Annotated in this window: 25 protein-coding genes, 2 tRNA genes and 1 pseudogene; 10 read left to right on the forward strand and 18 right to left on the reverse strand. The window is 69.1% G+C overall.

The features are described from left to right. Positions 1-63: 63 nt before the first annotated feature. Positions 64-561, reverse strand: a complete 498-nt coding sequence (locus OG819_RS13995; RefSeq protein ID WP_266649622.1) for an SSI family serine proteinase inhibitor — start codon at positions 559-561, stop codon at positions 64-66. A 301-nt stretch (positions 562-862) separates the two neighbouring features. Here OG819_RS13995 and OG819_RS14000 point away from each other — a divergent pair. Further along, positions 863-953: transfer RNA gene (locus OG819_RS14000), tRNA-Ser, on the forward strand. Between the two features lie 194 nt (positions 954-1,147). Beyond that, positions 1,148-1,220 (forward strand) — tRNA-Arg (locus tag OG819_RS14005). Positions 1,221-1,300: 80 nt separating this feature from the next. Here OG819_RS14005 and OG819_RS14010 read toward each other — a convergent pair. The 14 genes from OG819_RS14010 to OG819_RS14075 form a co-directional block, all read right to left on the reverse strand. Then, a complete protein-coding gene (locus tag OG819_RS14010) occupies positions 1,301-2,581 on the reverse strand; it encodes a tyrosine-type recombinase/integrase (RefSeq protein ID WP_266649625.1) in 1,281 nt (426 codons plus the stop codon). Next, positions 2,581-2,778 (reverse strand): helix-turn-helix domain-containing protein, encoded by a 198-nt coding sequence (locus tag OG819_RS14015; protein ID WP_261688600.1) that lies wholly within the window; start codon positions 2,776-2,778, stop codon positions 2,581-2,583. Before OG819_RS14015 ends, OG819_RS14010 begins: the two co-directional genes overlap by 1 nt. Positions 2,779-3,017: 239 nt before the next feature. Next, positions 3,018-4,415 carry a phage/plasmid primase, P4 family gene (locus OG819_RS14020; protein WP_266649629.1) on the reverse strand — a complete coding sequence of 466 codons (1,398 nt, stop codon included), beginning with the start codon at positions 4,413-4,415 and terminating at the stop codon, positions 3,018-3,020. Then, a complete protein-coding gene (locus OG819_RS14025; protein WP_266649631.1) occupies positions 4,412-4,765 on the reverse strand; it encodes a hypothetical protein in 354 nt (117 codons plus the stop codon). The genes OG819_RS14020 and OG819_RS14025 overlap by 4 nt, the downstream gene beginning before the upstream one ends. After that, on the reverse strand, positions 4,762-5,676 hold the full coding sequence (locus tag OG819_RS14030; RefSeq protein ID WP_266649632.1) for a bifunctional DNA primase/polymerase: 915 nt from the start codon (positions 5,674-5,676) through the stop codon (positions 4,762-4,764). The genes OG819_RS14025 and OG819_RS14030 overlap by 4 nt, the downstream gene beginning before the upstream one ends. A gap of 85 nt (positions 5,677-5,761) precedes the next feature. After that, positions 5,762-5,959: a hypothetical protein gene (locus OG819_RS14035; protein ID WP_266649634.1), complete on the reverse strand. Its 198-nt coding sequence runs from the start codon at positions 5,957-5,959 to the stop codon at positions 5,762-5,764. A 20-nt stretch (positions 5,960-5,979) separates the two neighbouring features. Next, positions 5,980-6,438, reverse strand: a complete 459-nt coding sequence (locus tag OG819_RS14040) for a hypothetical protein (RefSeq protein WP_266649636.1) — start codon at positions 6,436-6,438, stop codon at positions 5,980-5,982. Between the two features lie 204 nt (positions 6,439-6,642). Further along, on the reverse strand, positions 6,643-8,769 hold the full coding sequence (locus tag OG819_RS14045; protein ID WP_266649638.1) for an FtsK/SpoIIIE domain-containing protein: 2,127 nt from the start codon (positions 8,767-8,769) through the stop codon (positions 6,643-6,645). Between the two features lie 107 nt (positions 8,770-8,876). Continuing rightward, positions 8,877-9,194: a hypothetical protein gene (locus tag OG819_RS14050; protein ID WP_266649640.1), complete on the reverse strand. Its 318-nt coding sequence runs from the start codon at positions 9,192-9,194 to the stop codon at positions 8,877-8,879. Positions 9,195-9,196: 2 nt separating this feature from the next. After that, complete coding sequence (locus tag OG819_RS14055) at positions 9,197-9,430, reverse strand: hypothetical protein (RefSeq protein WP_266649642.1); 234 nt, start codon at positions 9,428-9,430, stop codon at positions 9,197-9,199. A gap of 29 nt (positions 9,431-9,459) precedes the next feature. Next, positions 9,460-9,843 (reverse strand): RRQRL motif-containing zinc-binding protein, encoded by a 384-nt coding sequence (locus OG819_RS14060; RefSeq protein WP_266649644.1) that lies wholly within the window; start codon positions 9,841-9,843, stop codon positions 9,460-9,462. Further along, positions 9,843-10,739, reverse strand: coding sequence for a DUF2637 domain-containing protein (locus tag OG819_RS14065; RefSeq protein WP_266649646.1), 897 nt, complete (start codon positions 10,737-10,739; stop codon positions 9,843-9,845). Before OG819_RS14065 ends, OG819_RS14060 begins: the two co-directional genes overlap by 1 nt. Further along, positions 10,736-11,179, reverse strand: coding sequence for a Pycsar system effector family protein (locus OG819_RS14070; protein WP_266649647.1), 444 nt, complete (start codon positions 11,177-11,179; stop codon positions 10,736-10,738). The genes OG819_RS14065 and OG819_RS14070 overlap by 4 nt, the downstream gene beginning before the upstream one ends. Further along, positions 11,176-11,442, reverse strand: a complete 267-nt coding sequence (locus OG819_RS14075; RefSeq protein ID WP_266649649.1) for a DUF6284 family protein — start codon at positions 11,440-11,442, stop codon at positions 11,176-11,178. Before OG819_RS14075 ends, OG819_RS14070 begins: the two co-directional genes overlap by 4 nt. 658 nt (positions 11,443-12,100) lie before the next feature. Between OG819_RS14075 and OG819_RS14080 the strand changes: the two genes are divergently transcribed. Both OG819_RS14080 and OG819_RS14085 read left to right on the forward strand, forming a co-directional pair. Beyond that, positions 12,101-12,877 carry a GntR family transcriptional regulator gene (locus tag OG819_RS14080; protein WP_266649651.1) on the forward strand — a complete coding sequence of 259 codons (777 nt, stop codon included), beginning with the start codon at positions 12,101-12,103 and terminating at the stop codon, positions 12,875-12,877. Positions 12,878-12,891: 14 nt separating this feature from the next. Continuing rightward, positions 12,892-13,440 (forward strand): UTRA domain-containing protein, encoded by a 549-nt coding sequence (locus tag OG819_RS14085; protein WP_266649653.1) that lies wholly within the window; start codon positions 12,892-12,894, stop codon positions 13,438-13,440. Between the two features lie 353 nt (positions 13,441-13,793). On the opposite strand, the pseudogene OG819_RS58570 reads toward OG819_RS14085, so the two are convergent. The 3 genes and pseudogenes from OG819_RS58570 to OG819_RS14095 all read right to left on the reverse strand — a co-directional run. Next, positions 13,794-13,936 (reverse strand): annotated as a pseudogene (locus tag OG819_RS58570) (site-specific integrase); the annotation flags it as partial. A 212-nt stretch (positions 13,937-14,148) separates the two neighbouring features. Continuing rightward, positions 14,149-14,808, reverse strand: coding sequence for a hypothetical protein (locus OG819_RS14090; RefSeq protein WP_266626230.1), 660 nt, complete (start codon positions 14,806-14,808; stop codon positions 14,149-14,151). Positions 14,809-15,204: 396 nt separating this feature from the next. Further along, positions 15,205-15,690, reverse strand: coding sequence for a MarR family winged helix-turn-helix transcriptional regulator (locus OG819_RS14095; protein ID WP_266626228.1), 486 nt, complete (start codon positions 15,688-15,690; stop codon positions 15,205-15,207). 105 nt (positions 15,691-15,795) lie between these two features. On the opposite strand from OG819_RS14095, the gene OG819_RS14100 reads away from it, so the two are divergent. From OG819_RS14100 to OG819_RS14125, 6 genes are all read left to right on the forward strand, one after another. Beyond that, entirely contained in the window at positions 15,796-16,164 is a 369-nt protein-coding gene (locus OG819_RS14100) for an HGxxPAAW family protein (RefSeq protein WP_266649655.1), read from the forward strand. Positions 16,165-16,242: 78 nt separating this feature from the next. Beyond that, the gene (locus OG819_RS14105) at positions 16,243-17,112 is read left to right on the forward strand and encodes a DUF2797 domain-containing protein (RefSeq protein ID WP_266649657.1); all 870 of its coding nucleotides are present in this window, start codon (positions 16,243-16,245) and stop codon (positions 17,110-17,112) included. Between the two features lie 121 nt (positions 17,113-17,233). Continuing rightward, positions 17,234-17,608 carry an antibiotic biosynthesis monooxygenase gene (locus OG819_RS14110; protein WP_266649659.1) on the forward strand — a complete coding sequence of 125 codons (375 nt, stop codon included), beginning with the start codon at positions 17,234-17,236 and terminating at the stop codon, positions 17,606-17,608. Between the two features lie 76 nt (positions 17,609-17,684). Next, the gene (locus OG819_RS14115) at positions 17,685-18,584 is read left to right on the forward strand and encodes an amidohydrolase family protein (protein ID WP_266649661.1); all 900 of its coding nucleotides are present in this window, start codon (positions 17,685-17,687) and stop codon (positions 18,582-18,584) included. A 170-nt stretch (positions 18,585-18,754) separates the two neighbouring features. Then, positions 18,755-19,495 carry a response regulator transcription factor gene (locus OG819_RS14120; RefSeq protein ID WP_266626219.1) on the forward strand — a complete coding sequence of 247 codons (741 nt, stop codon included), beginning with the start codon at positions 18,755-18,757 and terminating at the stop codon, positions 19,493-19,495. Beyond that, positions 19,492-21,108, forward strand: coding sequence for a HAMP domain-containing sensor histidine kinase (locus OG819_RS14125; RefSeq protein WP_266649663.1), 1,617 nt, complete (start codon positions 19,492-19,494; stop codon positions 21,106-21,108). The genes OG819_RS14120 and OG819_RS14125 overlap by 4 nt, the downstream gene beginning before the upstream one ends. The last annotated feature ends 11 nt before the right edge of the window (positions 21,109-21,119 follow it).

The following is a 21,119-nucleotide window of genomic DNA, read 5'->3' on the forward strand; positions in this document are numbered from 1 at the left end:
ACGGAAGAACCTGTGACCGCGCATTTCGCCCCTTCTCTCTTCCTACCCCGCCGAACCATGGTGTCACCATGACCGAGCCGTGCCGCGGCTGTGGGCGGAGCCCGGGAGTAGGGGCACGAGGGCGTCCCAGCGCGCGATCTGGCAGCCGTTCGCCCGGTCGAACCGCGCGTCGACGGGCCGCCCGGCCCAGGTCCCGGTCACATGGGCGGTGGCCGGACCGCCGTACATCATCGTGCACATCGTGCCGGGCGCCACGGGGGCGAAGGGGCCCTTGCCCCAGGTGGTCCGCCGGTCCAGCGTCGCGCACGCCTTGCCCGCGTCCGGGTGACTGCCGCCACCGGGATGACACCGCAGTTCGTACGTCCCGTCGCCGCCCTCCGTGTGGTGGACGGTCACGGTCAGCCGGTCCCCGGAATCCTCGCCGCGGGCCGGCGGAGGCATCAGGCTCAGGGAGGCCGGTTCCGCGCGGACGGCTCCGGCCTGGGCGACGGCGGGCATGGAGGGCACGGCGGACAGTGCCGCGACGGACGCGGCGGCGGTGAGGACGAGACGATGCAACATGACCTGACTAACGCGAGGGGGCCTGAGCGGTTGCGCGCGACCGACGCCCGCGCTCCACGGGACCCTTGCCCCCGCGCCTCCGCGGGACCCCGGTACTCCGCACCTCCGCGGCACCCCGGCACTCCCATCCCGCCTCTCCGGGCCTCCGGCTCCTCACCACTCCGGGGCCACGGCGCTCCGACTCCTCATGGCTTTGCTCTGTGGCCCGACTGCCTAGTACCGTGGGAACCGATTGGTGACAGCCCACCCGGCTGTGTCATCATCTGCACGCACCACTCGCGCTCGCGCGGACGGTTGTGCTGGAGGCGTCGCCTAGTCCGGTCTATGGCGCCGCACTGCTAATGCGGTTTGGGCCTTAAAGCCCATCGAGGGTTCAAATCCCTCCGCCTCCGCCGCAAGATCCGAAGCCCCGGTCCACCTGGACCGGGGCTTCGGCGTTGCGACCCTCCGGAGCGCGTTTGCCCAGCTCACAAGGGGTGCGGCAAACGGATTTCACATGGCGGCGGCAGTCATGTAATGTTCTTCCTGTCGCCGCGAGCGGGCCGAAAGCCCGGGAAGCGGGACGAAGTAGGAAACAACAGAACAAGCACTCGTAGCTTAACGGATAGAGCATCTGACTACGGATCAGAAGGTTGCAGGTTCGAATCCTGCCGAGTGCACACAGCTCAAAGGCCCCCCGGGATCATCCCAGGGGGCCTTTGACATCAACCGCTGACATCAACGCGGCCAGAAACGCCGATCACTTCTCGGTGCCCGGCTCCTGCTCGTCGTCTGATTCCTCCTCCGAGTCGTCCAGTTTCAGGGCGTCGTCCATCCGGTCGGCGGCAGCCTTGAGCGTCGTGCTCATGACGTGCGCGTAGGTGTCGAGCGTCATCGTGATCGTGCTGTGGCCGAGAGTTTCCATGATCGTGCGAGCGTCCACGCCTTGAGCGAGCAGGAGCGACGCGCAGGTGTGCCGAAGATCGTGAACGCGCACGCGTCGTACGCCGGCGTCCCGGCACAGGATGGTGAGCATCCGGTTCAGGCTGCGGGGGTCCGTGACGCGGCCGGTCGCCGTCGTGAAGATCAGCCCGTCCGGGTGCCCCGGGGCAGGCTGCCACTTTTTCCCCGCAACCGTGCGTTCCCGCTCCTGCTGGGCTCGGTGCTGCGTGAGTGCCCGCATGCAGTGCTTTGGGAGGGACACCGTGCGAATGGAGCGCATGGTTTTGGGACTGCCGAAGATCAGCTCACGCCGGATGCGCTGTACGTTCCGGCGGACGCGGAGCTGACCGTTCGTGAGGTCGACGTCCGACCAGGTTAGGGCGAGCGCCTCGCCCCGCCGCAGGCCCGTGGACACGAGTAGCAGCCACAGGGCGTAGAGGCGGTGGGAACGGGCGGTCTTGAGCATGAGGCGAGCCTCTGCGGCGTCCAGCGGACGCACCTCCTTGCGGGTGACGGTGGGGGTTTCCACGATCCGCGCGACGTTCCGCGCGATCAGTTCCTCCCGGATCGCCTGCTGGAGCGAGGACCGGAGGACGGCGTGGATGTACTGGACGGTCCGGGCGGACGGACGGCGCTTGCAGCAGCGGCCCACGGCGCAGCACGAACGCTTGTCCTCGGGGCGCTCCTGGTCCGCGCCGCGCAGGCAGCACAGGCAGGAGTCCTTGAACTCCCCCAGGAACCGGCGCACGTCCGCCGGCGACAACCGGTTCAGCCGCTTCTTGCCGAGGGCGGGGCGGATGTACAGGCGGGTCAAACCCTCGTAACTGTTCAGCGTGGACGGCTTGAGCCGCTGCGGCGCGATGGTGGCGAGCCAGTAGGTGAGGTAGTCCCCGAACGCCATCGTGGACTCCGCGGCAGGGATGCCCTGGCGGGTCTTCTCCTGCAACTCCGTGAGCTTGTCAGCCACTTCCTTGCGGGTCTTGCCGTAGACGAACTTCCGGGTGCGGGTCCCGTCCGGGCGGTAGACGTAGGCAGCGGCGTGATACCTGCCGTCCGCACGCTTGCTGATCGTTCCCTCACCGTTGGCGCGCTTGGCCATCAGTCGCTCTCCTCAATGCGGTTGCGCATGTACTGGCGTACGGCGTCGACCGGGACGCGGCGAGCGCGGCCGGACGTGAAGCTTGCGAGCTGTTTCGAGCGAATGAGGTCGTAGACCTTGCTGCGGCTGAGGCGCAGGGCGGTCATGACCTCGGGGACCTTGAGTGCCTCGTGGCTTGGGGGCATGGCGGTGGTCATGCAGGGATCTCCCTGGGGTGAGGGGAGGGCGGTCCGGGGTGTGGTTGGCGTCACAATGCTGTGGGTCGCGGCCCATCGCGACCCAAGGCTGTGACCTGCGGTTTTGTCCCACTGTTGCGCGGCCCATCGCGGCCCACGCCCCGTGTGGGGTGGGCCGCGATGGGGCGTAGTGGAGTGTGGGAAAACCGCAGGTCAGGGATGGTGGGCCGCGATGGGCCGCGACCCGGCAAATTGTGGGCTCAACCGCTGACGGCGATGCCGTTGTACGTCGCGATCCGTTCGCCCGACGGGGCACGGGGACGCGTGCGGTTGAGCTGGGGGATGACGGACAGGAGGTTGCGGCCGAACACCTGCTTCGTGCCGGCGCGGACTCCGTTGTCCTCCGCCCATTCCCGCCAGACGGCCCACAGATCGTCCACGGGAACCGTGCACGTCGGGCCGGTGGTGCAGCGCTCGCGTACAAACGCGCTGGTGGGGGACGCGGTCTCACGCATGGTGGTGACCGCGTCGCGGCTGGAGACGGGTTCCGTGATCCGGCGGGTGCGCTGGAGTCGGGCGAGCCCTTCCAATGCCCAGTTGAGGATGCCGGGCATCTCGGCAATGAGGCGGTCGGTGAGGGTGGGATCTTCCCTGCCCAGCCACGAGACCCGCATGCTAAGCAGGACGAACCGGTTGGCGATGACCCCGGAGGAGTCGCCGAAGTGCGGCAGTTCGTTGGACAGGATCATCAGCCGGGAGGGCAGTTTCCCGGTCCACTGCTCGCGGTACTTGCGGTCGACATCGATCGTGTCGTCACCCGAGATGGTCAACAGCCGCTCCACGACCTGACTGTTGTCGTTGCCGGACAGCCGAGCGTCGGAGATGACCGCCAGCGACTTGCCGACCAGAGTCGACAGACCGAAGTTCGTCCCCAGCCCTGCCAGCGTGGGCCCAGCAAGGTTCTCTTTGCCGACCAGCGCTTTCAGCACCCGTGCGATGGTGCCCTTGCCCGAGCGGGAGGGGCCGACCATGAGCAGGATCTTCTGTAGGTCGGTGCGTCCGGACAGGATGTAGCCGAACCACTCCTGTAGTGCGGTGATCGCGTCGGGGTCGTCAGGCCAGACCTCGGACAGGAAGTGTTCCCATTCCGGCGCCGTGGCGACGGGGTCGTAGGCGAACGGGACGGACACGAGGTTGAAGAAGTCGGGGGTGTGCGGCAGCAGCGCGCGGTCACGGATCCGGAGCAGGCCGTTGGCACACGCCACGATCGGACCGCCGTCCGGCTCGCTCGCGCCGGCGCCGTCGAGCCACGCGGGCGCGTCGGTGTCGGTCGGCAGGAGCGTGATGGCTCCGAGGGCGTCCAGCAGATTGCTGATCTTCTGCTTGGTCGGTGCCCAGTCGCGTTCCTCGGTCTCGTCGTCCTTGGCGGGCACCCGGTAGATGGCGTGCTCAAGCCGCTCGTACATGTGGGCGCGTACCTGTGCTTCGTCGATCTCGCGCCAACAGGTGCCGTTCCAGCGCATCCAGGATGCGCGCCAGCGTCGGCAGATGAGCTGTCCGCCCTCGGTCTGCCAGTCGGGCAGCAGGCGGCGGGCAACGGCCATGGGGTGGGACGGCGCGGGGAGTTCCTCGGTCTCGGGGGCGGGGCGGTCCGTCATGCGGTGTCCCTCCCTTCCTGGGGGCTGCGGAGCGGGCAGACGTCTCGGTGGGCGGTGTGGTTGGCGATCAGGGCCAGGACGCGGGTCCGGCCGAACGCCCGGCGGTTCCATCCGCACAGGCACCGAGACGACGCGGACGGGGTGGCCCCGTACGGGGCGCAGATGTGGAGCCACGCGACGGGGTAGCGGCCGTCTCCGGTCTGCGGGTCAGGGCGAACGGCAATGGGGACGCCTTCGGCGACGTCCTTCGGCTCGCCCACGGCCGTCCGTGCCGCAGCCTCGTCGGCGTGCTGCTGGCCGTTCGGGGTGGCAGTGATGCTCTTCAGAGGGGGACGGGAGGGGGCGGTCATGCCGCGTCCCGCCGGCGCTGGTTGTGGGCGATGGACCAGTTGAGGGCGCTGCGGAGGGTGGCGCGGCACTGGGACGGCGGCAGTCCCACCGCCTCGCCGGCCTCCTGAAGAGCCTGCTCTACCTCGTGCCGGGGGAGGTCGCCCCACGCGATGAAGCGCCCCATGGCTCGCGCCGCCCGGAACAACCTCGCCTCGCGCTGGCCGAGTTGGGCCCCGGAGACGTTGCGGACTTCACTGCCGAGCGCTGTGTCAGCGTATCGGCGGGATTGTGCCGTTACGGGCGCTGAGGGGGCCTGTACGGGCTTGGGGGCCGGTTTCAGGATGCTCAGCAGCCACGAGGGCAAAGGGGTCGCCACGGGGCCGCTGATGGCTTCGTAGGGTCCGGCGGGGGTGATGCTGCACGTGGCGACGACGTACCCGCCCCACGCGCGGGTGTCGACCAACGGCGCGATCGTTCCTGCCGTGTTGGCCAGCCGCACCCCGGACGGCGCCGCGAAGTACAGGTGCCATCCGCCGCTCGCGGTCCGCGTCCGGTAGGTATCGGGGACGGCGTGACCGGTGCGCTCGCAGAGCGCCCCGAAGGTCGTCGCGCCGTCAGGCGCGTCCCCATTGCTGTTGTCCTTGGGCATGTCAAGGTCGACGACCAGCAGCCCGGAAGGACCGGTGGCGATACCGACGTTGAACGGGCCCTGCGACCAAGTGGCGCGGATGCGGTCGGGGTCGGTCGTCGCGCGCTGCTCCCATTTGCGGTGGCCTGCCTCGCATGCTCCGGTGCGCGGGCAGGTGGCCTCTCCGTGGAGGGCGGGGCGCTTGGTGCCGGGACGGAGCGGGAAGACGTGCCAGCCGCGGCCGGCAGCGTTCAGCGCGGCGGCGAGTAAGGCCTCTCGCCGGTTGTCGGTCGGTTGGGTCATGCTGGAGACCTCCACAGGTCTGTTGAAGGCTGGTGGACAAGGGCGGCCCATGGCTTTGGCGAGACGGGGGCCGCCCTTGGCGTAGCTACTGGTTCTTGGCCTGGTGGTCGGTGATGGCGTGCTGCCGGGCGACGGATGCCGCGACGGCGGCGATGTTGCGCGGGTCGTCGACGACGGTGTTGTAGCCGTCCCTGTTGCAGTGCTCCCAGACGGCCAGGGCGATGGCTTCCATGAGGGGGTCTCCGTCGGTCCAGACGGCGGGCTTCGTTGCGGGCGCGGTCATGGCTTCCTTTCGAGGGCTGTTCAGCCGTGGAAGTGGTTGCGCTTGAAGACGGCTTTGCGGATGTTGACCGTGGTCCCGTCGCGGTGGCCGCTCGCGCCGAAGACCTGGACGGCGATCCATCCGCCGAAGATGACGGCGGCGAGGGTGATGAGCTGGGTGATGAGCGCGGTGAGGGCGGCGATGAACGTGGTGAGCAGCAGCAGTCCGCCGCACACAGCGAGGAACCCGACGCCCCCGAGGGCGACGTTCACCGCCGCGCGCGAGACGGCCGGCTTGGCCGCGACCGGTTCCGGCTGGACGGGGTTGATGGCGTAGCCGGTGACGACGCGGCCGTCCGGGAGGACGATGCTCGCCACCGCCGGGATGCCGGCGGGCTGCACGGGCAAGAGGGGCGCCGCTTGAACGGGGGCGAGGGGTACGGGTTGGTGGATGGTCACGGCCCGTTCGGCGGGCAGGTGGCCGAGGTGTTCCGGGTACATACGGAATCCCTTCTGGGCATGGGTCGGGGAGGCGGACGCACCCCCTTGCCGGGGGCGTGTGGAGGGGGTTTTCGGGGGTTGACCTGGGGTGCCTCCCCGCCTCCCTGAATCGGTGTTTTCGCTGATCAACGTGGGGGATGCGGGTTGGGGAGGGGGTTGGGGAGTTCTCCCCGCCTCCCCGCCGCGGGAGGGTGCGCCTCCCCGCTACTCGGAGGCGGAAGCGGAACCCTCGCGGTCGCGGTCGTCGAGGGCGCGGACGACGTCGTCACGGCGGACGACCATGCGGCCGTGGGACTTGTACGCCTCCACCCCGTCGGCCTCCAGCACGCGCTTGAGGTCGCCGAAGGTCCAGCCCCCGTATGCGTCCTCGTTCAGGATCGCGAGCCGCTTGAGGACGTCCTGCGTGTACGAGCGATCCGCGTCGCCCATGACGTCGAAGACGTCCGCCAGCGGGTCACGCTCCTCAGCGCGCTCGATGCTGTGGAGGGTGGTGACGCCGTCGCGCAGTGCCTTGGCGCGGGTGGTGATGGCCTTGGCTTCGTCGTCGTCGATGTAGTGCGTGCGCACGGTGAGGGAGGACTGGCCCTTGGGGATGGCGATCCCGTCGGAGGCGATGACCAGGGTTCCCTTGTCCAGTCCCTGGCGCAGCAGGTGCGGGGCGGCACCGCCGTTGACGGCCTTCTCCCCGAGCGCCATGACGGCCTGCGACTCGGTGCCCAGGGCGAGCGAGGCGCGGGTGTGGGCACCCTCGCGGACCAGCTTGGGGAGGTTCTGGTCGGTGGGGTCCTGCGTGCCCTGCCACATCAGCACGTCGACCGCACGGCCCTGGTTGTGGATCTTGCGGACGCCCATGAAGTACCGGGACTTTGCCTTGGACCCGCCGTAGGGGCGCCTCTCGTCGTCCACGGCCGGGCACATGAACGCCACCTGCGCTTCGTCCACGATGCAGATCAGCGGGTCGAACACTGCCGACGGGTCCAGCCGTCGCGCCTCGATCCGGCGGTTCATCTCGTCGAGGGCGTCCTCAACCATCTCGGTCGCCTCGATCACGTGCTCATCGGTCGGACCCTGGATCAGCACCGTGGCCAGGCCGTCGAACATGGCCCAGTCACCCACACCCTTCAGGTCGGCGATCCGGAACTCAACCCGCTTGTCCAGCGCGGCCCACAGCGCCAGCGCCCGAAGGGAGGCGGTCTTGCCCTGGTTGGACAGACCTGTGATGAGCAGGTGCCGCTGGTACAGGCTCAGGGAGGCCGCGTCGCCGCGCAGGTCCTGTCCCCAGGGGGCGCGGCCCTTGGCGTAGTCGGCGGTCATCGTCTCGTCCGTGACCAGCGGGGACGGGCCGATCGGTTCGTCCAGCGCCCCGGAGTCGGCCACCCACAGCCGCACCGTACGCGCCGCGGTCGGGATGGTGATGAACACCTCGTGCTCGTGTCGGGCGAGGTTCTCGGCAAGCTTCCTGCGGCGCTGCTGCACCTCGACCGTGGACACCCCTGACGGGAGCGTGACGTCGACCTCCACACCGCATCCGGCGATCACGATCGGGGACAGCATGGACGCGCCGGCGTCGCCCATCTCTTTGATGGCGTTGCGCAGTGCAGGCACCCCGAGGTCGCGCAGGGCCTTGACGACGATCGACGGGGTGATCGGCTCGCCCTCACTGGATCGGACGTTGGCGGGCAGGGCCCACTGGGGTGCGGCTTGCTGCTTGCTGCCGACGGTCCACAGGGCGAGCAGGGCGAGGAACGGGCCGATCGTGAGGGCCGGACCCCATACGACCTGCACGATCCGGATCAGCAGGGCGATGAAGTCGATGGTCGCCCGGAGCGGTGTGATGACGTCGGTGACGTCGTGGTTGTTGATGGCCATCACGACCCCGAGCGCGACCAGCACCCCGATGCTCACCCCGGTGCCGACCGCAACGCCCTTGGCGGCCTCTACGGGCGAGTGGAGCAGGTCCATACGGCGGTGGTGGCGGGCGGCGCGGAAGCGCTGCAACCGCTCCTCCCACTCCTCGGCCGCTTCCAGGTTCCCCGCGGCTTCCGCCGTACGGATCATGCGCTCGTAGCGGGCCCCGGTCTTGCCGTCCCAGGTACGGCGGGCCACGATCCGGCCCCCGTTGAACGTGTAGAGGCTGTGCCGTGCCACCGCGCGGGCGGTTGTCATGGTGGTCTCGTGCGTGACCGCGGTCTTTACAGCGCGGCCAGAGCGCACCCACAGCGGCACCGGGGCCGCCGGCGAGGCGTCGGGCACGACGGTCAGCACCGTGGGCGCCGCGTCGTCGGTCGGAGGATCGGTGGGCTTGTGGAGGTGAACGACGTTCTCAGACATGCTGAGGGTGCTCCTGTCTGCCCTTTCGAGGGCGGGAGTTGTGGAGGGCGCCGGGGTGGCCGTGTCCGTGGCAGGTGGCGGTCACCCCGGCGGGTGGTGCGGGCTGGTCAGAACCAGCCGGAAGACTTCTTGGCGGCCTTGGCGCGGGCAGCCTCGGTGATGAGGCGCTGGCGCTCGCCGTGCAGGGCGGTCAGTTCCGCGTTCAGCCGCATCTCAGCCGCCGAACCCGTGCTGTCCATCTGCTCCTCGGCACGGCCCGTGCTGCGGCCGCGGGCGGCCCGGTAGGCGCCGCCGGCCAGCGAGCGCGCCATGGCGCGCCGCTCCGAGCCGTTCAGCGGCCACCACTCGCCCCGGCGGACGGCTTCCAGCTTCTTCATCGTCTGCCGGATCTCGCGGTCCAGACGGCGGGTGTCGGGCTTCCCCATGGTCAACTCCCCTTCGGCGAGGTGTGGTGGGCGGGCAGGAGGGCGATGTCGGCGAGGCGACCGGTGCAGCCGCGGGCGTCCAGCCAGGCGCCGATGTCGCGCAGGGCCCGGGCGCGGCAGTAGCCGTGCGGGCCGGTGACGGTGCCGGAGGCGAACGCGCGGCCCTGGCCGCGTACGGTCACCCAGCCGTGCCAGGAGTAGGCGACGGCGGGCGGGGTGGTGTTGGTGCTGGTCACAGCGGAACTCCTGGGTCTGGTCGACGTGTTCAGGCGGCGCGCTGTTCGTCGTCGGGGTAGGCGCAAGGCACGCACATGCCGAGCGAGGTGGGGATGACGTATCCGGCGTCCGTGCGGCACTTCGGACAGGTGCGGCGCGCCAGGTTGGCCTTGGCGAGCGCTGCCCACCTCGCCGGGGTCATGGGCCGGACGGGCTTGGCGCGGTCGATGCGGTAGAGGTAGGCGGTCAGCGGGCCGCGCCGGTAGCGCGGGCGCAGGACCTGCGCGGCTATCTGCTGACCGCCGGGGCGTAAGCCCTGGGCGCGGAGTTGGCGGCGGGTGGCGAGCCCCTTGGGGGCGTAGCGCCAGGGGTAGGTGGGGATGCCGAACTGACTGCCGGAAGGGTCGTAGCACTTGCCGAACGACCCGCCCATCAGACGGCCGTGGTGGCGCCGTCGCGTTCAGCTCGGAGGGTCTCGCGCAGGATCCGGGCGTTCTTCGGCGAGGTGTGCACCGCGAGGCGGATCCCCTCGGCTGTGAGTTTCGCGTCCGGCCAGTCGGCGGTCACCGTGCGGGCTTCGGCGAGCAGTTGGTCCGGCGTGCGCTTCGGCCGCGGCGATCGGGCTGCCTCGGGAACCCGACCCGTCGCCCGGCGGGGGCGGGTCGACTCGGCCGCGGCCACCGTGTGCCGCTCGATCGCGGGGGCGGGAGTCGGGGCGACGGTGGTGGGGACGGGCTTGAGGGGGAGAGTCGACTTCACGAACTCCACGGCCACCGGATCGGGCATCCGCACCGGAGCGACCACCACAGGTGCGGGGGTCGATTCCGCGAGGTCAGCGGTAGACCGATTGCTCATGGTCTCGGTCGATTCCTCCCTATTGGTGCCCGGGGTGGGGATCGGGGCGGGGCGGTGGTGCAGCACCTTCGCGACCAGATCGGATCCGAAGTAGATCGACCCGACCGGAAGAGAGGTAGCCAGCAGCACGAGCGCCCAGTTCGCCGGATCCCAGTTCGCGAGTCGGCCCCAGTCGACCGTCTGGCCGTGCAGCTCGGGAACGAGCCCGTGGACGTAGTTGAGGACCAGTGAGGCGAGCGTGTAGGTGCCCAGCACCCTCAGCGCGAACGTCCGGTCCCGTCCGGCCAGAACGAGCGTGGCGACGAGGGCGAGGGCCATGAGGCCGTCGACCACGAACGGGTAGAGCGTCGCGGCGGTGTGGTCCGCGCCGATGGCGTTGGCGATGTCCCGCAACGCGTTCCACGAGACGCGGAACGCCATCGCGACGACCGCGACCAGCGCCGTCACCAGCAGGATCCTGCCCGTGCGGTTCATGCCGCACCCCCGAGGGCGAGCAGGGCCGCGAGGATGAGCAGGGCGCCGCCCGCGCGGGTCAGATGGACTGCCCGGCGCAGGTTGGTGAACTTGGCGACGGCGATCCGGGACAGACCTGCGATGTCCGCGGCCGGGTCGCCGGCGAGGGTGGTGCGGATCTCCTCGGCCGTGAGCGTCGCCCACAGCGGGAACCCGCGGCCACCACCGAGGTTCGGCCGGACCGCCCGCAGCAGCAGGTCAGCCGCGGCGACCAGCAGGCCCATCCCGAGCCCTCCCACGACGTACGCGGGAACGGTCAGCGGGACGTCCTTGGCGACGGTCCACGTGCCGGCGAGCACGGCGCCGACGAACGCCAGTAACAGACCGGTCTTGGTGTCGGTCCGCGCGATTTCCGCCTTCACCTCCGCGTGCGCGGTGGCGAGCGTCTGAGGGGTGCTCACGCGCCCACCCCCGGAACCAGCGGCGCGACCTGGTTGGCGAGCACCAGCCGCATGGCCAGCGCCACGCTGCGGGCCCGGCGGATGCGGCGGGTGTCCAGCTCGGTGGGGGTGCGGTCCAGGGCGATGATCTGCGCGTCCAGCAGGTCGATGTCCGCCTCGATGGCGGGCATCTCACGGTCGATCGCGTCCAGCTCCGCGGCCGTCGGCTCCATGAAGTCGGCGAACGCGGTAACAGCCTCTTGAACAGTGACGATGTGATTCATTGGGTCGTGTTCCTCTCAGCGTGGAACGGCCCGAACGCGGCTCCCGGGGTGCCACCCGGGAGCCGCTCGCCGTTGAAGTCGGAAGATCCGGCTCCCCTCAACCCCGCCCGTACGACCACCAGGGCCGGACGGGCGGAGGAGGCAACCGGCCGCCGCATCGAGCGCGGCGGAGCGATCTAGGTCAAGAAGGTGCGCGGCCCTGAGCCGCGCCGGACACCTTTTGCGGGAGGTGACAGCCCGTACTGCGCGATATGGATCTGTGCCTCAGTCCCGCTCTTCCGAGGAATCGCATCTCGGTCTCTTCGCGTGGCGTGTGTGCCCTTGGGCAGATCCGTTCTTTTGAGTCGGTGCGTGTCCCTGACGGGAGGTGACCGACTGGTCTCCGCTCACCTCGGCCGGCATGGTCACGGCCGTCACGTCTGTGGCGGATCACGCTGTGGAGTTGTCGGAGCAGCCCAAAGAAGGCCCCTCCAGTCGCTCCGCTGAACTAGTTCTGCGGTGCGCTGTGATGATTAAGGCACGCTCCGGAGCGGCCGTCAATAGAACTAGTTCAGAGACTCTGAAGATCGTTCGAGCGGTTGCGAAGTGATCCCGGCTATCCTTGTAGGACTAGTTCTGCAACACTGGGGTCGCGAGTCACACACCAAGGGAGTCAGGCGTGGAAGAGATCAAGGTTCCGAAGATCCAGCGGGTCGCCGCTGAGCTTCGGGCGAAGATCCTGGAGGGGGTGTATCCCCCGGGTTCTGCGCTGCCCAAGGTTCGGGAGCTTCAGGAGTCCGAAGGTGTCGCCTACCAAACCGCGCGCGACGTGTACCGGGTGCTGGAAGACGAGGGCCTGATCATCTCGCGCAGGGGTGAAGGCACGTTCGTCTCTCCGATCCTCGGCAAGATTCACCGGGACGGGACTGGCCGCTACATCAAGTCGGCTCGGGAAGAAGCCGGCGCGCGAGGCGCGTTCGCGGCGGAGATTGCCAGGCTCGGGATGACGTCGAGCGCGTCAACCGTCATCAGTCGGGAGCGGCCACCGAAGCGAGTCGCCCAGATCCTGGGCATCCATCACGCCGCAAAGGCACTTGTCCGAGCACGGGTCATGCGTGCTGATGCCACCGTCGTGCAGGTGGCTACCTCGTACTTCCCTGGTGACGTGGCGTTCGATACGCAACTTGAGCAGCAGGACACCGGGGACGGCGGTAGCAAGTCTCGTCTTGCTGAGCTTGGGTACCAGCAGACCCGTATCCGGGAGTCCGTGGATGTACGGCCTCCGAGCAAGGAAGAAGCCGAGTCGCTTGGCGTCTCAGCCGACAGGCTGGTCTACGAGATCACCCATGTCGGCCTGACCGAGAGCGGCAGGGCCGTGGAAGTCTGCGTCCACGTCATGCCCATCACCCTCTGGTCGCTCAGCTATGAGTGGCCCATTGACCAGCCCGCCGTCTGAGAGGAAAGACCGAAGTGAGCAGCAACACCGCCATCGTCCGCGATGCCACGGAGCGCTACCGCACGGCGCGTCGCGAGGCCGGCGAAAGCCGTGGGGCTTTCGAGACCGAGATCAAGCGACTCGGGGGGGCTCCCCGCGTGGAAACCGCGATCCGTCGCGACACCGCGCCCTCTCAGGTCGCCGAACTTCTCGGTATCGCGAGCGCTGACCAGACCGTGATCCGTGCCAGGCACATGTACGACGGTGACCGCTTGGTCCAGCTTGCCGACTCGTACGTCCCCGTGGACGTGGCAGAGGCCGCAAGCATTGAGAGTCCTGACCCGGGTCTCGGCGGCATCATCAGCCGGATGCGCGACGCGGGATTCGAGCAGACCGAAGCGATTGAGGAGATCACGCTGTACGCGGCGACCTCGGTCGAAGCAGAGGCATTCGGAGTCGAGGTCGGCAGCAACCTGCTTCAGATCACGCACACCGGTTACACGAAGACCGGTCGCGCCGTTGAGGTCACCGTCCACCGTCCCAGCCCCGGTTGGGTTCTGCGCTACAGCCCGCCCATCAGCTGATTCAGGGCATACCGACGGCCCGCACCAATGGTGCGGGCCGTCGCCGTTCCTGCGCCGCTGTTGGCTCTGCTGACATCAACGGCTGACATCAACAGCCACGTACACCGGTGCACATCCACGGACCCATGCCCGTCGGTTCGGCCGGATCACAGCCACGGATGGACTGGTCCGCGGAACGCGCATCGGGAGTGAACGCGCCTACGGATCAGAAGGTTGCAGGTTCGAATCCTGCCGAGTGCACACAGGTGAAAGCCCCGTTCCGGTCACCGGAGCGGGGCTTTTTCGTGCCGTACAGCAGCGAAGTACGGCAACGGGTCATGGCGATCCGCGCGTGCCGAGTGTTCCGCGGCGGGCCGCAGGGCGAACATGCGGGTCAGGTTCCGCGGCTCGATCGGGTGCCGTACTTCGTGGTGAAGATCAGCCCGTGTCGGTCCTGCCGGAGATCATCGGTCGCTTTCCGGTCGGCGTTCTGCTGGGCGCGCCGCGTCACCAGGGCGGTTCGTCCTGGAGGACACGGGACCAGGCGGTCCTTACGCTCGGCCTGCCGAACTCGGGTACAGGCCGGTGCACTTCCGCGAGGGGCGTGCGCGGGCAAGAGGGTGGGTTGAGGCCCCGTGCTTCGAGCGCGGCGCCTTGGTGGTACCGGCCACGACCGGCTTGCCGCCGTTGACGACGACCTTGTCGATCGTGATGTTGCCGGCGTCGGCGTCAGCCGGCACGGGTGGGGCTGGTGTCCGGCATGTGGAGGCTCGTGAGGAGCTGCTGGTACGTCTCGCTCATGGGCTTCCCGTTCTCCTTCGGGCCGAGGGAGAGGACCTCGACGTAGTGGGTGTCGCCGGCGATCAGGCGTGCGGAACCAACGGTGCCGTCAGGGGCGGAGAGATGCGCGTCGAGGGCGGGCCGGCCGTCGACCGTGGTCTTGTGGACGCCGGTACTGGCGAGCTTTTCACTGGAGGACGCGCAGTTCTCGTTGTAGCCGTCGACGAACCCCCGAAGACCGTCATCGAGGTACGCCTGGGCGCCGGGCAGGTCGACGACCGCGAGGCCGACGATCCCGTCATCGGTCTCCATCATGTAAAGGCGACCGTTCACGCCGTCCTTGGCCTTGGTGAGCTTCTCGACCTCGGGCTTTCCGGGAAGCCGGAATTTGATGCTGCTCGCGGCGTCGGTGGTCTCCACCCATTGCTTGGCGGAGGCCGCGCCGGCGTGCTGATGGTGAGCGTCGTGATCGGCGGTGATCGTGGTGGCGGCCGTGTGCGGCGCCGACGTGGCGGCGAAGGCGCTGCTGGGCAATACCGCGCCTCCGAGGGCCATGGTGGTCGAGGCGGTGAGCAGCGTGATGCGCTGGAGATGGGAACGGCGAGTCATGGAAATTCACATCCCATAAAAGTGGGGGGAGGGTGGACAATATGTTGCCGGATGGCTCGCGACTCACGGATTTCCGGCCGTGGAGTGCGTATATCCATTAGGCCCGGCCCCTTGAATGGCGTCATGCCCCTGAATCGCGTGACGCGAGAAGTCGGGACTTGACCGATGGCAGTGTTCTGAGCACAATCCCCCGCTCGCACGCGGTCGCGGCGGGTTTCCGGTGTGGGTGCGGAGGCTCACGTTGGCGGAGGGGGGAGTACTGGTTCCCGGCGGGGGGCGTGGCCAGGGATCTCGGCTTCACCGACAGCAGAGCGGCGGGCGAACGAGAAGGGCCCGAAGTCGCATCCCATACTTGCGACTTCGGGCCCTCTCCACGCTAGGCGAAGGCGCAATGGCTCAGTCGCGCTTCCGCAATTCCTCCAGGTATTCGCTCATCAACTTTCCCGTACGGGTGAACCAGTCGTACAGGACCGCGATTTCGGCGGGCGAGTAGTCGGAGAAGAGTTCGGTGACGCGGGCGTAGTGCGGTTCGTAGAGGGCCATGACACGGGCGACCGCGTCCGGGTTCGCGGCGACGCGGACGCGGCGGCGGTCGTCGGGGTCGGGGCGACGGGTGACGTACCCGGCGCGCTCGAGACGGTTGAGGATCCCCGTGACGGCGCCCGTCGTGACGTGGGCCCGCTCCGCGAGGTCGCCGGCCGTGAGCAGGGTGTCGCCCGCCTCCAGGACGAAGCCGAAGCAGGTGAGGTCGGTGACGTTCAGGTGCAGCCGCTGGGCCATCTCCTGCTGGCCGATCATGCCCGTCGCGACGAGGTGGTCCATGGCGCTCAGCGCCTGGGCCGGAGTCGCGGGTGGGCGCGGCGTGCCCTGCTGCATGTGCATTTCCCTTAGTGCGTGAGATGTTTTTGGGGTAGATTTCTTAGCCTGTGAGGGATTCTAGTCCCTCATGTCACGAAGCTCCGCTGTTCGGACAGAGGGAGGCATTACGTGAGTAAGCATGACGAGGGGCACACCCTCGCGGGCTGGGTCGGATTCGGGATCGCCACCGTGGGCGTGGCGGGCATCGGGCTGGGGGTCTGCGCCGACAACGCCCCCGGCGAGTGGGGCGGGCTGGCGGTCGTGGCTGTGAGCGTGCTGGTCACCTGGGTGCTCCATCTCGCCGGGTGGGGCAAGCCGCCGGGGCGTCGGCCCGCCTCGGAGTGGGGACTGCGGGTCAGGGACCGCGGCGCGCGGGAGGGGCATCCCGGGTGTGTGGGGTGCCGGCTGGCCGGGCGTGGGAGGCCCGCGGTCCGGTCGGACGTGGTCCTCGGCCGTGAATCCGCGAGCGGTGAACCCGTGACCGAGTCCGCCTCCTGAACGGCTGCCCGACAGGTCCCCGAGCGGCAGCCTGATCGTCGACTCCGTTGTCAGTGGCAACGCCTACGCTCGTGAGTGATGGCACAGACGTGGAGATGTTCGGGCCTGCGGTGGTCGGACGGCGGCCCCGTGCTGATCTGGGGCGGCGGGCGGGGCAGTGCGCTGTCCTGGGGGAAGCGGGTGGCCTTTGGGGTGGTGGACGAGGGCATACGGACGTGTGTGGGGGCGCGGGGGAACGCGTGTCCCGTGTGGGCGGTGGTGTCGGGGCGGAGTGCGGGGGCCCGCTGTGAGGAGTGCGCGCGGCTGGACCGGGCGCACTCCGTGGCCGCCGACACGATGGCCGACGACCCGCGGCCGTACCGCGTGTACCTCGCGTGGTTCGGGCCGGGCTTGGTCAAGGTCGGGATCACCGGAGTCGCGCGCGGGCCGGCGCGGCTGCTGGAGCAGGGGGCCGTCGTCTTCAGCTGGCTCGGGCAGGGGCCGTTGATGGCGGCGCGGCGGACCGAGGAGTTGCTGCGGGCCGCGCTTCGGGTGCCGGATCGGATTCCGTACGCCGAGAAGAGGATGGTGCGGGCCGCGTTGCCGGGGGCGGGTGAGCGGCTGGAGGAGATCCGGGAGCTGCACGCGCGGGTCATGGAGCTCGATGGCTGGCCCGACTCCCTGGAGCGTGCGCCCTTTCAGGCCGTCGATCACACAGAGGCGTTCGGGCTCGAGGGGCTCCCGGCCGCCGTCGGTGTCGTGAGCGAGCTCGTCGCCGGTGGCGTGGTGAGCGGGGAGCTGCTCGCCGCCGCCGGGCCCGATCTGCATCTGGCGACCGGGCGTGGGGTCGTCGTCGTGGATACGCGACTCATGACCGGGTGGGAGCTGACCGCGGTCAGCGGTGGGCGACTGACGGTTCCCGTAAGGGAGTGGGAAGACGGGAGTGTGCTGCAGGACGGACTTTTCTGAGTGCCCGCGTGTGAGTGCCTGCACGGATGCCGTTCTCTGAGGGTCAAGAGTTGGATCCCTCTTGGATCCCGTTCGGAAAGGACCTGGACGGGTGGGGAGACCCGGCCCGACAGTGGTTGCCATGAGCGATCACTCCATTGCACCTGTCGCAGCCCACGAACCCCCCTACTACGCCGCCGTGTTCACCTCCGTCCGGATCGACGACGACGGAGGGTATGCAGAGACCGCCGAGCGCATGGAGGAGTTGGTGAAGGGCATCCCGGGCTACCTCGGCATGGACTACGCGCGCACGCCGGGCGGGCTGGCGATCACCGTCGGGTACTTCCGGGACGCGGACGCGATCCGGGAGTGGAGCGGGCACGCCGAGCACCGCGCGGCGCAGCGGCGCGGCCGCGCCGAATGGTACGAGCGCTACACCCTGCACATCGCCAAGGTCGAGCGGAGCCATGAGTTCGAGCGGACTCCGGGGACTGAGCACGGCACGGCGGCCGAGTAGGACACGGGGACTGAGTGAATCACGGGGACCGAGCGGCGCAAGGAGGTAGGGCCGAGTGGCAGGAGCGAGTGTGCGCGTGGCTGACGGGACTGACGGGACGGACGTGGAGGATGTACGGCGGTTCTGGGAGCGGCTCGGGCTGCCGGGGCTCGTCGATGTCCACACGCACTTCATGCCCGAGCGCGTCCTGCGCAAGGTGTGGGACTACTTCGACGCGCTCGGCCCGCTGACCGGCGGCGTCGAATGGCCCATCACCTACCGCGCGGAGGAGAGCGAACGGCTCGCGGTGATACGGGGGTTCGGGGTACGGGCCTTCACCGCGATGCTCTACCCGCACAAGGCCGGCATGGCGCAGTGGCTCAACTCCTGGGCCGTCGACTTCGCCCGCCGGACACCCGACTGTCTGCACACCGCTACCCTGTTCCCCGAACCGGGCGTCGAGGGGTACGTACGGGAGGCCGTGGAGCAAGGGGCCCGCGTCTTCAAGGCGCACATCCAGGTGGGGGCGTACGACCCGAGTGATCAACTCCTCGACTCCACCTGGGGGCTGCTCGCCGAGGCCGGGGTCCCCGTCGTGATGCACTGCGGGTCCGGCCCCGCGCCCGGCAAGCACACCGGGCCCGAGCCGGTCGCCCGTGTCCTCGCCCGGCATCCCCGGCTGCGGCTGATCGTGGCCCACCTGGGGATGCCCGAGTACGAGGACTTCCTCGCCCTCGCGGAGCGCTACGGGGAGGTGCGGCTGGACACGACGATGGCGTTCACGGACTTCAGCGAGCGGTTCGCGCCGTTTCCGCGGGAGGCCAGGGCCCGGCTCGCCGCCCTCGGTGACCGGGTCCTGCTGGGGACCGACTTCCCGAACATCCCCTATCCGTACGTCCACCAACTGCACGCCCTTGAACGGCTCGGTCTTGGGGACGACTGGCTGCGGGCGGTCTGCTATGCGAACGGTGCTCGTCTCTTCGCGATCAGTGTCTGAGCGGGACGCCATATCAGTGTCTGAGCGGGGCGCCCCGGAACGCCCGGGAACGCCCTCTCAGGAACTTCGTGATCTTCCCAGGAGTTGCCTGAGAGGCACCTGTGTGTTTCTCAGGAAAATCACAGGTTCCCGAAAGCGTGCTCTCAGAGGACCCCGCCAAGGTGTCCGCTATGACCACGACCTCGCCCCAGGGGCGCACCGAACTGCTGAGGCCGGACGGGAGCCCCGTCCGAGTGCTGGTGGTGGACGACGAGCTGTCGATCACCGAGCTGCTCTCCATGGCCCTTCGCTACGAAGGCTGGCAGATCCGCAGCGCGGGTGACGGACAGGGCGCGGTGCAGACCGCGCGCGAGTTTCGGCCCGACGCCGTTGTCCTCGACATGATGCTGCCGGACATGGACGGCCTCGCGGTCCTGGGGCGCCTGCGCCGTGATCTGCCCGACGTGCCCGTCCTCTTCCTCACGGCCAAGGACGCCGTCGAGGACCGTATCGCGGGGCTGACGGCCGGTGGCGACGACTACGTCACCAAGCCCTTCAGCCTCGAAGAGGTCGTGGCCCGGCTGCGCGGACTGATCCGCCGTTCCGGCGCCGCCGACCGGCGCTCCGACTCCGTGCTCGTCGTCGGTGACCTCACCCTCGACGAGGACAGCCACGAGGTCTCGCGCGCCGGGGACAACATCCACCTCACCGCGACGGAGTTCGAACTCCTGCGGTTCCTCATGCGTAATCCCAGGCGTGTACTCAGCAAAGCGCAGATACTCGACCGCGTGTGGTCGTACGACTTCGGTGGCCAGGCCAACGTCGTCGAGCTCTACATCTCTTACCTGCGACGCAAGATCGACGCCGGTCGTGAGCCGATGATCCACACCAGGCGTGGGGCCGGTTACCTGATCAAGCCCGCGGCGTCATGAGCGGGCGACGACGGCCGCGTAAGCAGGGGCGAGGACGACAGCCGCGCACGCTGCGGACGCGGCTCGTCGTCTCCGCGGTGACGCTGATCGCGGTGGTGTGTGCGGTGATCGGCACCGTGACGACCCTCGCGCTGCGGGACCATCTGTACGGGCAGCTGGACACCACGTTGGGCGAGACCGTCGGGCGGGCGACCGGCGGTGGCCCGGACAAGCCGGGGGGCCTACCGCCGAACAACACGCAGAACCAGTCCAACGGCAGCCTGCAGAACGACACATTCACCTTCCTCAAGCGTGGGCCGAACCAAGAGAACACCATCGCCGCCGTCGTGAAGAACGGCAGGATCAGCGAGGGGGTCATCTCCAAGGAGGGGGCGACCACCACCACTGTCGGCGTCCCGGAGATGGTGACCAACAAGCTCAATGAGGCCCAGTTGGCCGCGCTCGGCTCCGTGTCGAAGACCGGTGTGCACAGCGTCGACATCCCCGGCCTGGGCGAGTACCGCGTCACGTACCAGGAAGGCCCCAGGGGCGCCTACTACGTCGCCATCCCGACGGCTTCCGTCACCAACACCATCAACACGCTGATCCTCGTCGAGATCAGCGTCACCGCCGCCGGTCTCATCGCCGCCGGTATCGCCGGCAGTGTCCTGGTCGGGCTCGCCCTGCGCCCCCTGCGCAAGGTCGCCTCCACCGCCACCCGCGTCTCCGAACTCCCCCTGCACACCGGCGAGGTCACCCTCTACGAGCGGGTTCCGGAGTCCGAGGCCGACCCGCACACCGAGGTCGGGCAGGTCGGCGCCGCGCTCAACCGCATGCTCGACCACATCCACAGCGCCCTGCACGCACGCCAGCAGAGCGAGATGCGCGTACGGCAGTTCGTCGCGGACGCGAGCCATGAGCTGCGTACACCGCTGGCGTCGATCCGTGGCTATGCCGAGCTGACCAGACGCGGCCGCGAGGAGACCGGGCCCGACACCCGGCACGCCCTCGGCCGTATCGAGTCCGAGGCCGGGCGTATGACCCTGCTCGTCGAGGACCTGCTGCTGCTCGCGCGGCTGGACGCCGGACGCCCGCTCCAGTACGACCAGACCGACCTCGTACCGCTCGTCATCGACGCCGTGAGCGACGCCCGGGCGGCCGGACGCGACCACAACTGGCGGCTCGAACTGCCGGAGGAGCCCGCGCTCGTGCTGGCGGACGCCGCACGGCTGCAGCAGGTCATGGTCAATCTGTTCGCGAACGCCAGAACGCACACCCCGCCCGGTACGACCGTCACCGCACGGGTGCACCGGCACGGACCGTGGCTGTGCGTGGACGTCCAGGACGACGGGCCCGGCATCCCGCCCGACCTGCTCCCGCGCGTCTTCGAACGCTTCGCACGCGGTGATTCCTCGCGTTCCCGGTCCTCCGGCTCGACGGGCCTGGGACTGGCCATCGTGCAGGCCGTCGCGGCCGCGCACGGCGGTGCCGTCACCGTGGACAGCATGCCCGGACGGACCGTGTTCACCCTTCATCTGCCCGCGATCGCCGTCGATCCGTTCGTGGAAACAAAGGCGCAACTGTTCTCACAGGCACAGCACAGCGCCACCACATGGGTGCAACAGGGCGTTTGACGAGAGTCGTT

Source organism: Streptomyces sp. NBC_01549, from assembly GCF_026339955.1.
Classification (GTDB): domain Bacteria; phylum Actinomycetota; class Actinomycetes; order Streptomycetales; family Streptomycetaceae; genus Streptomyces.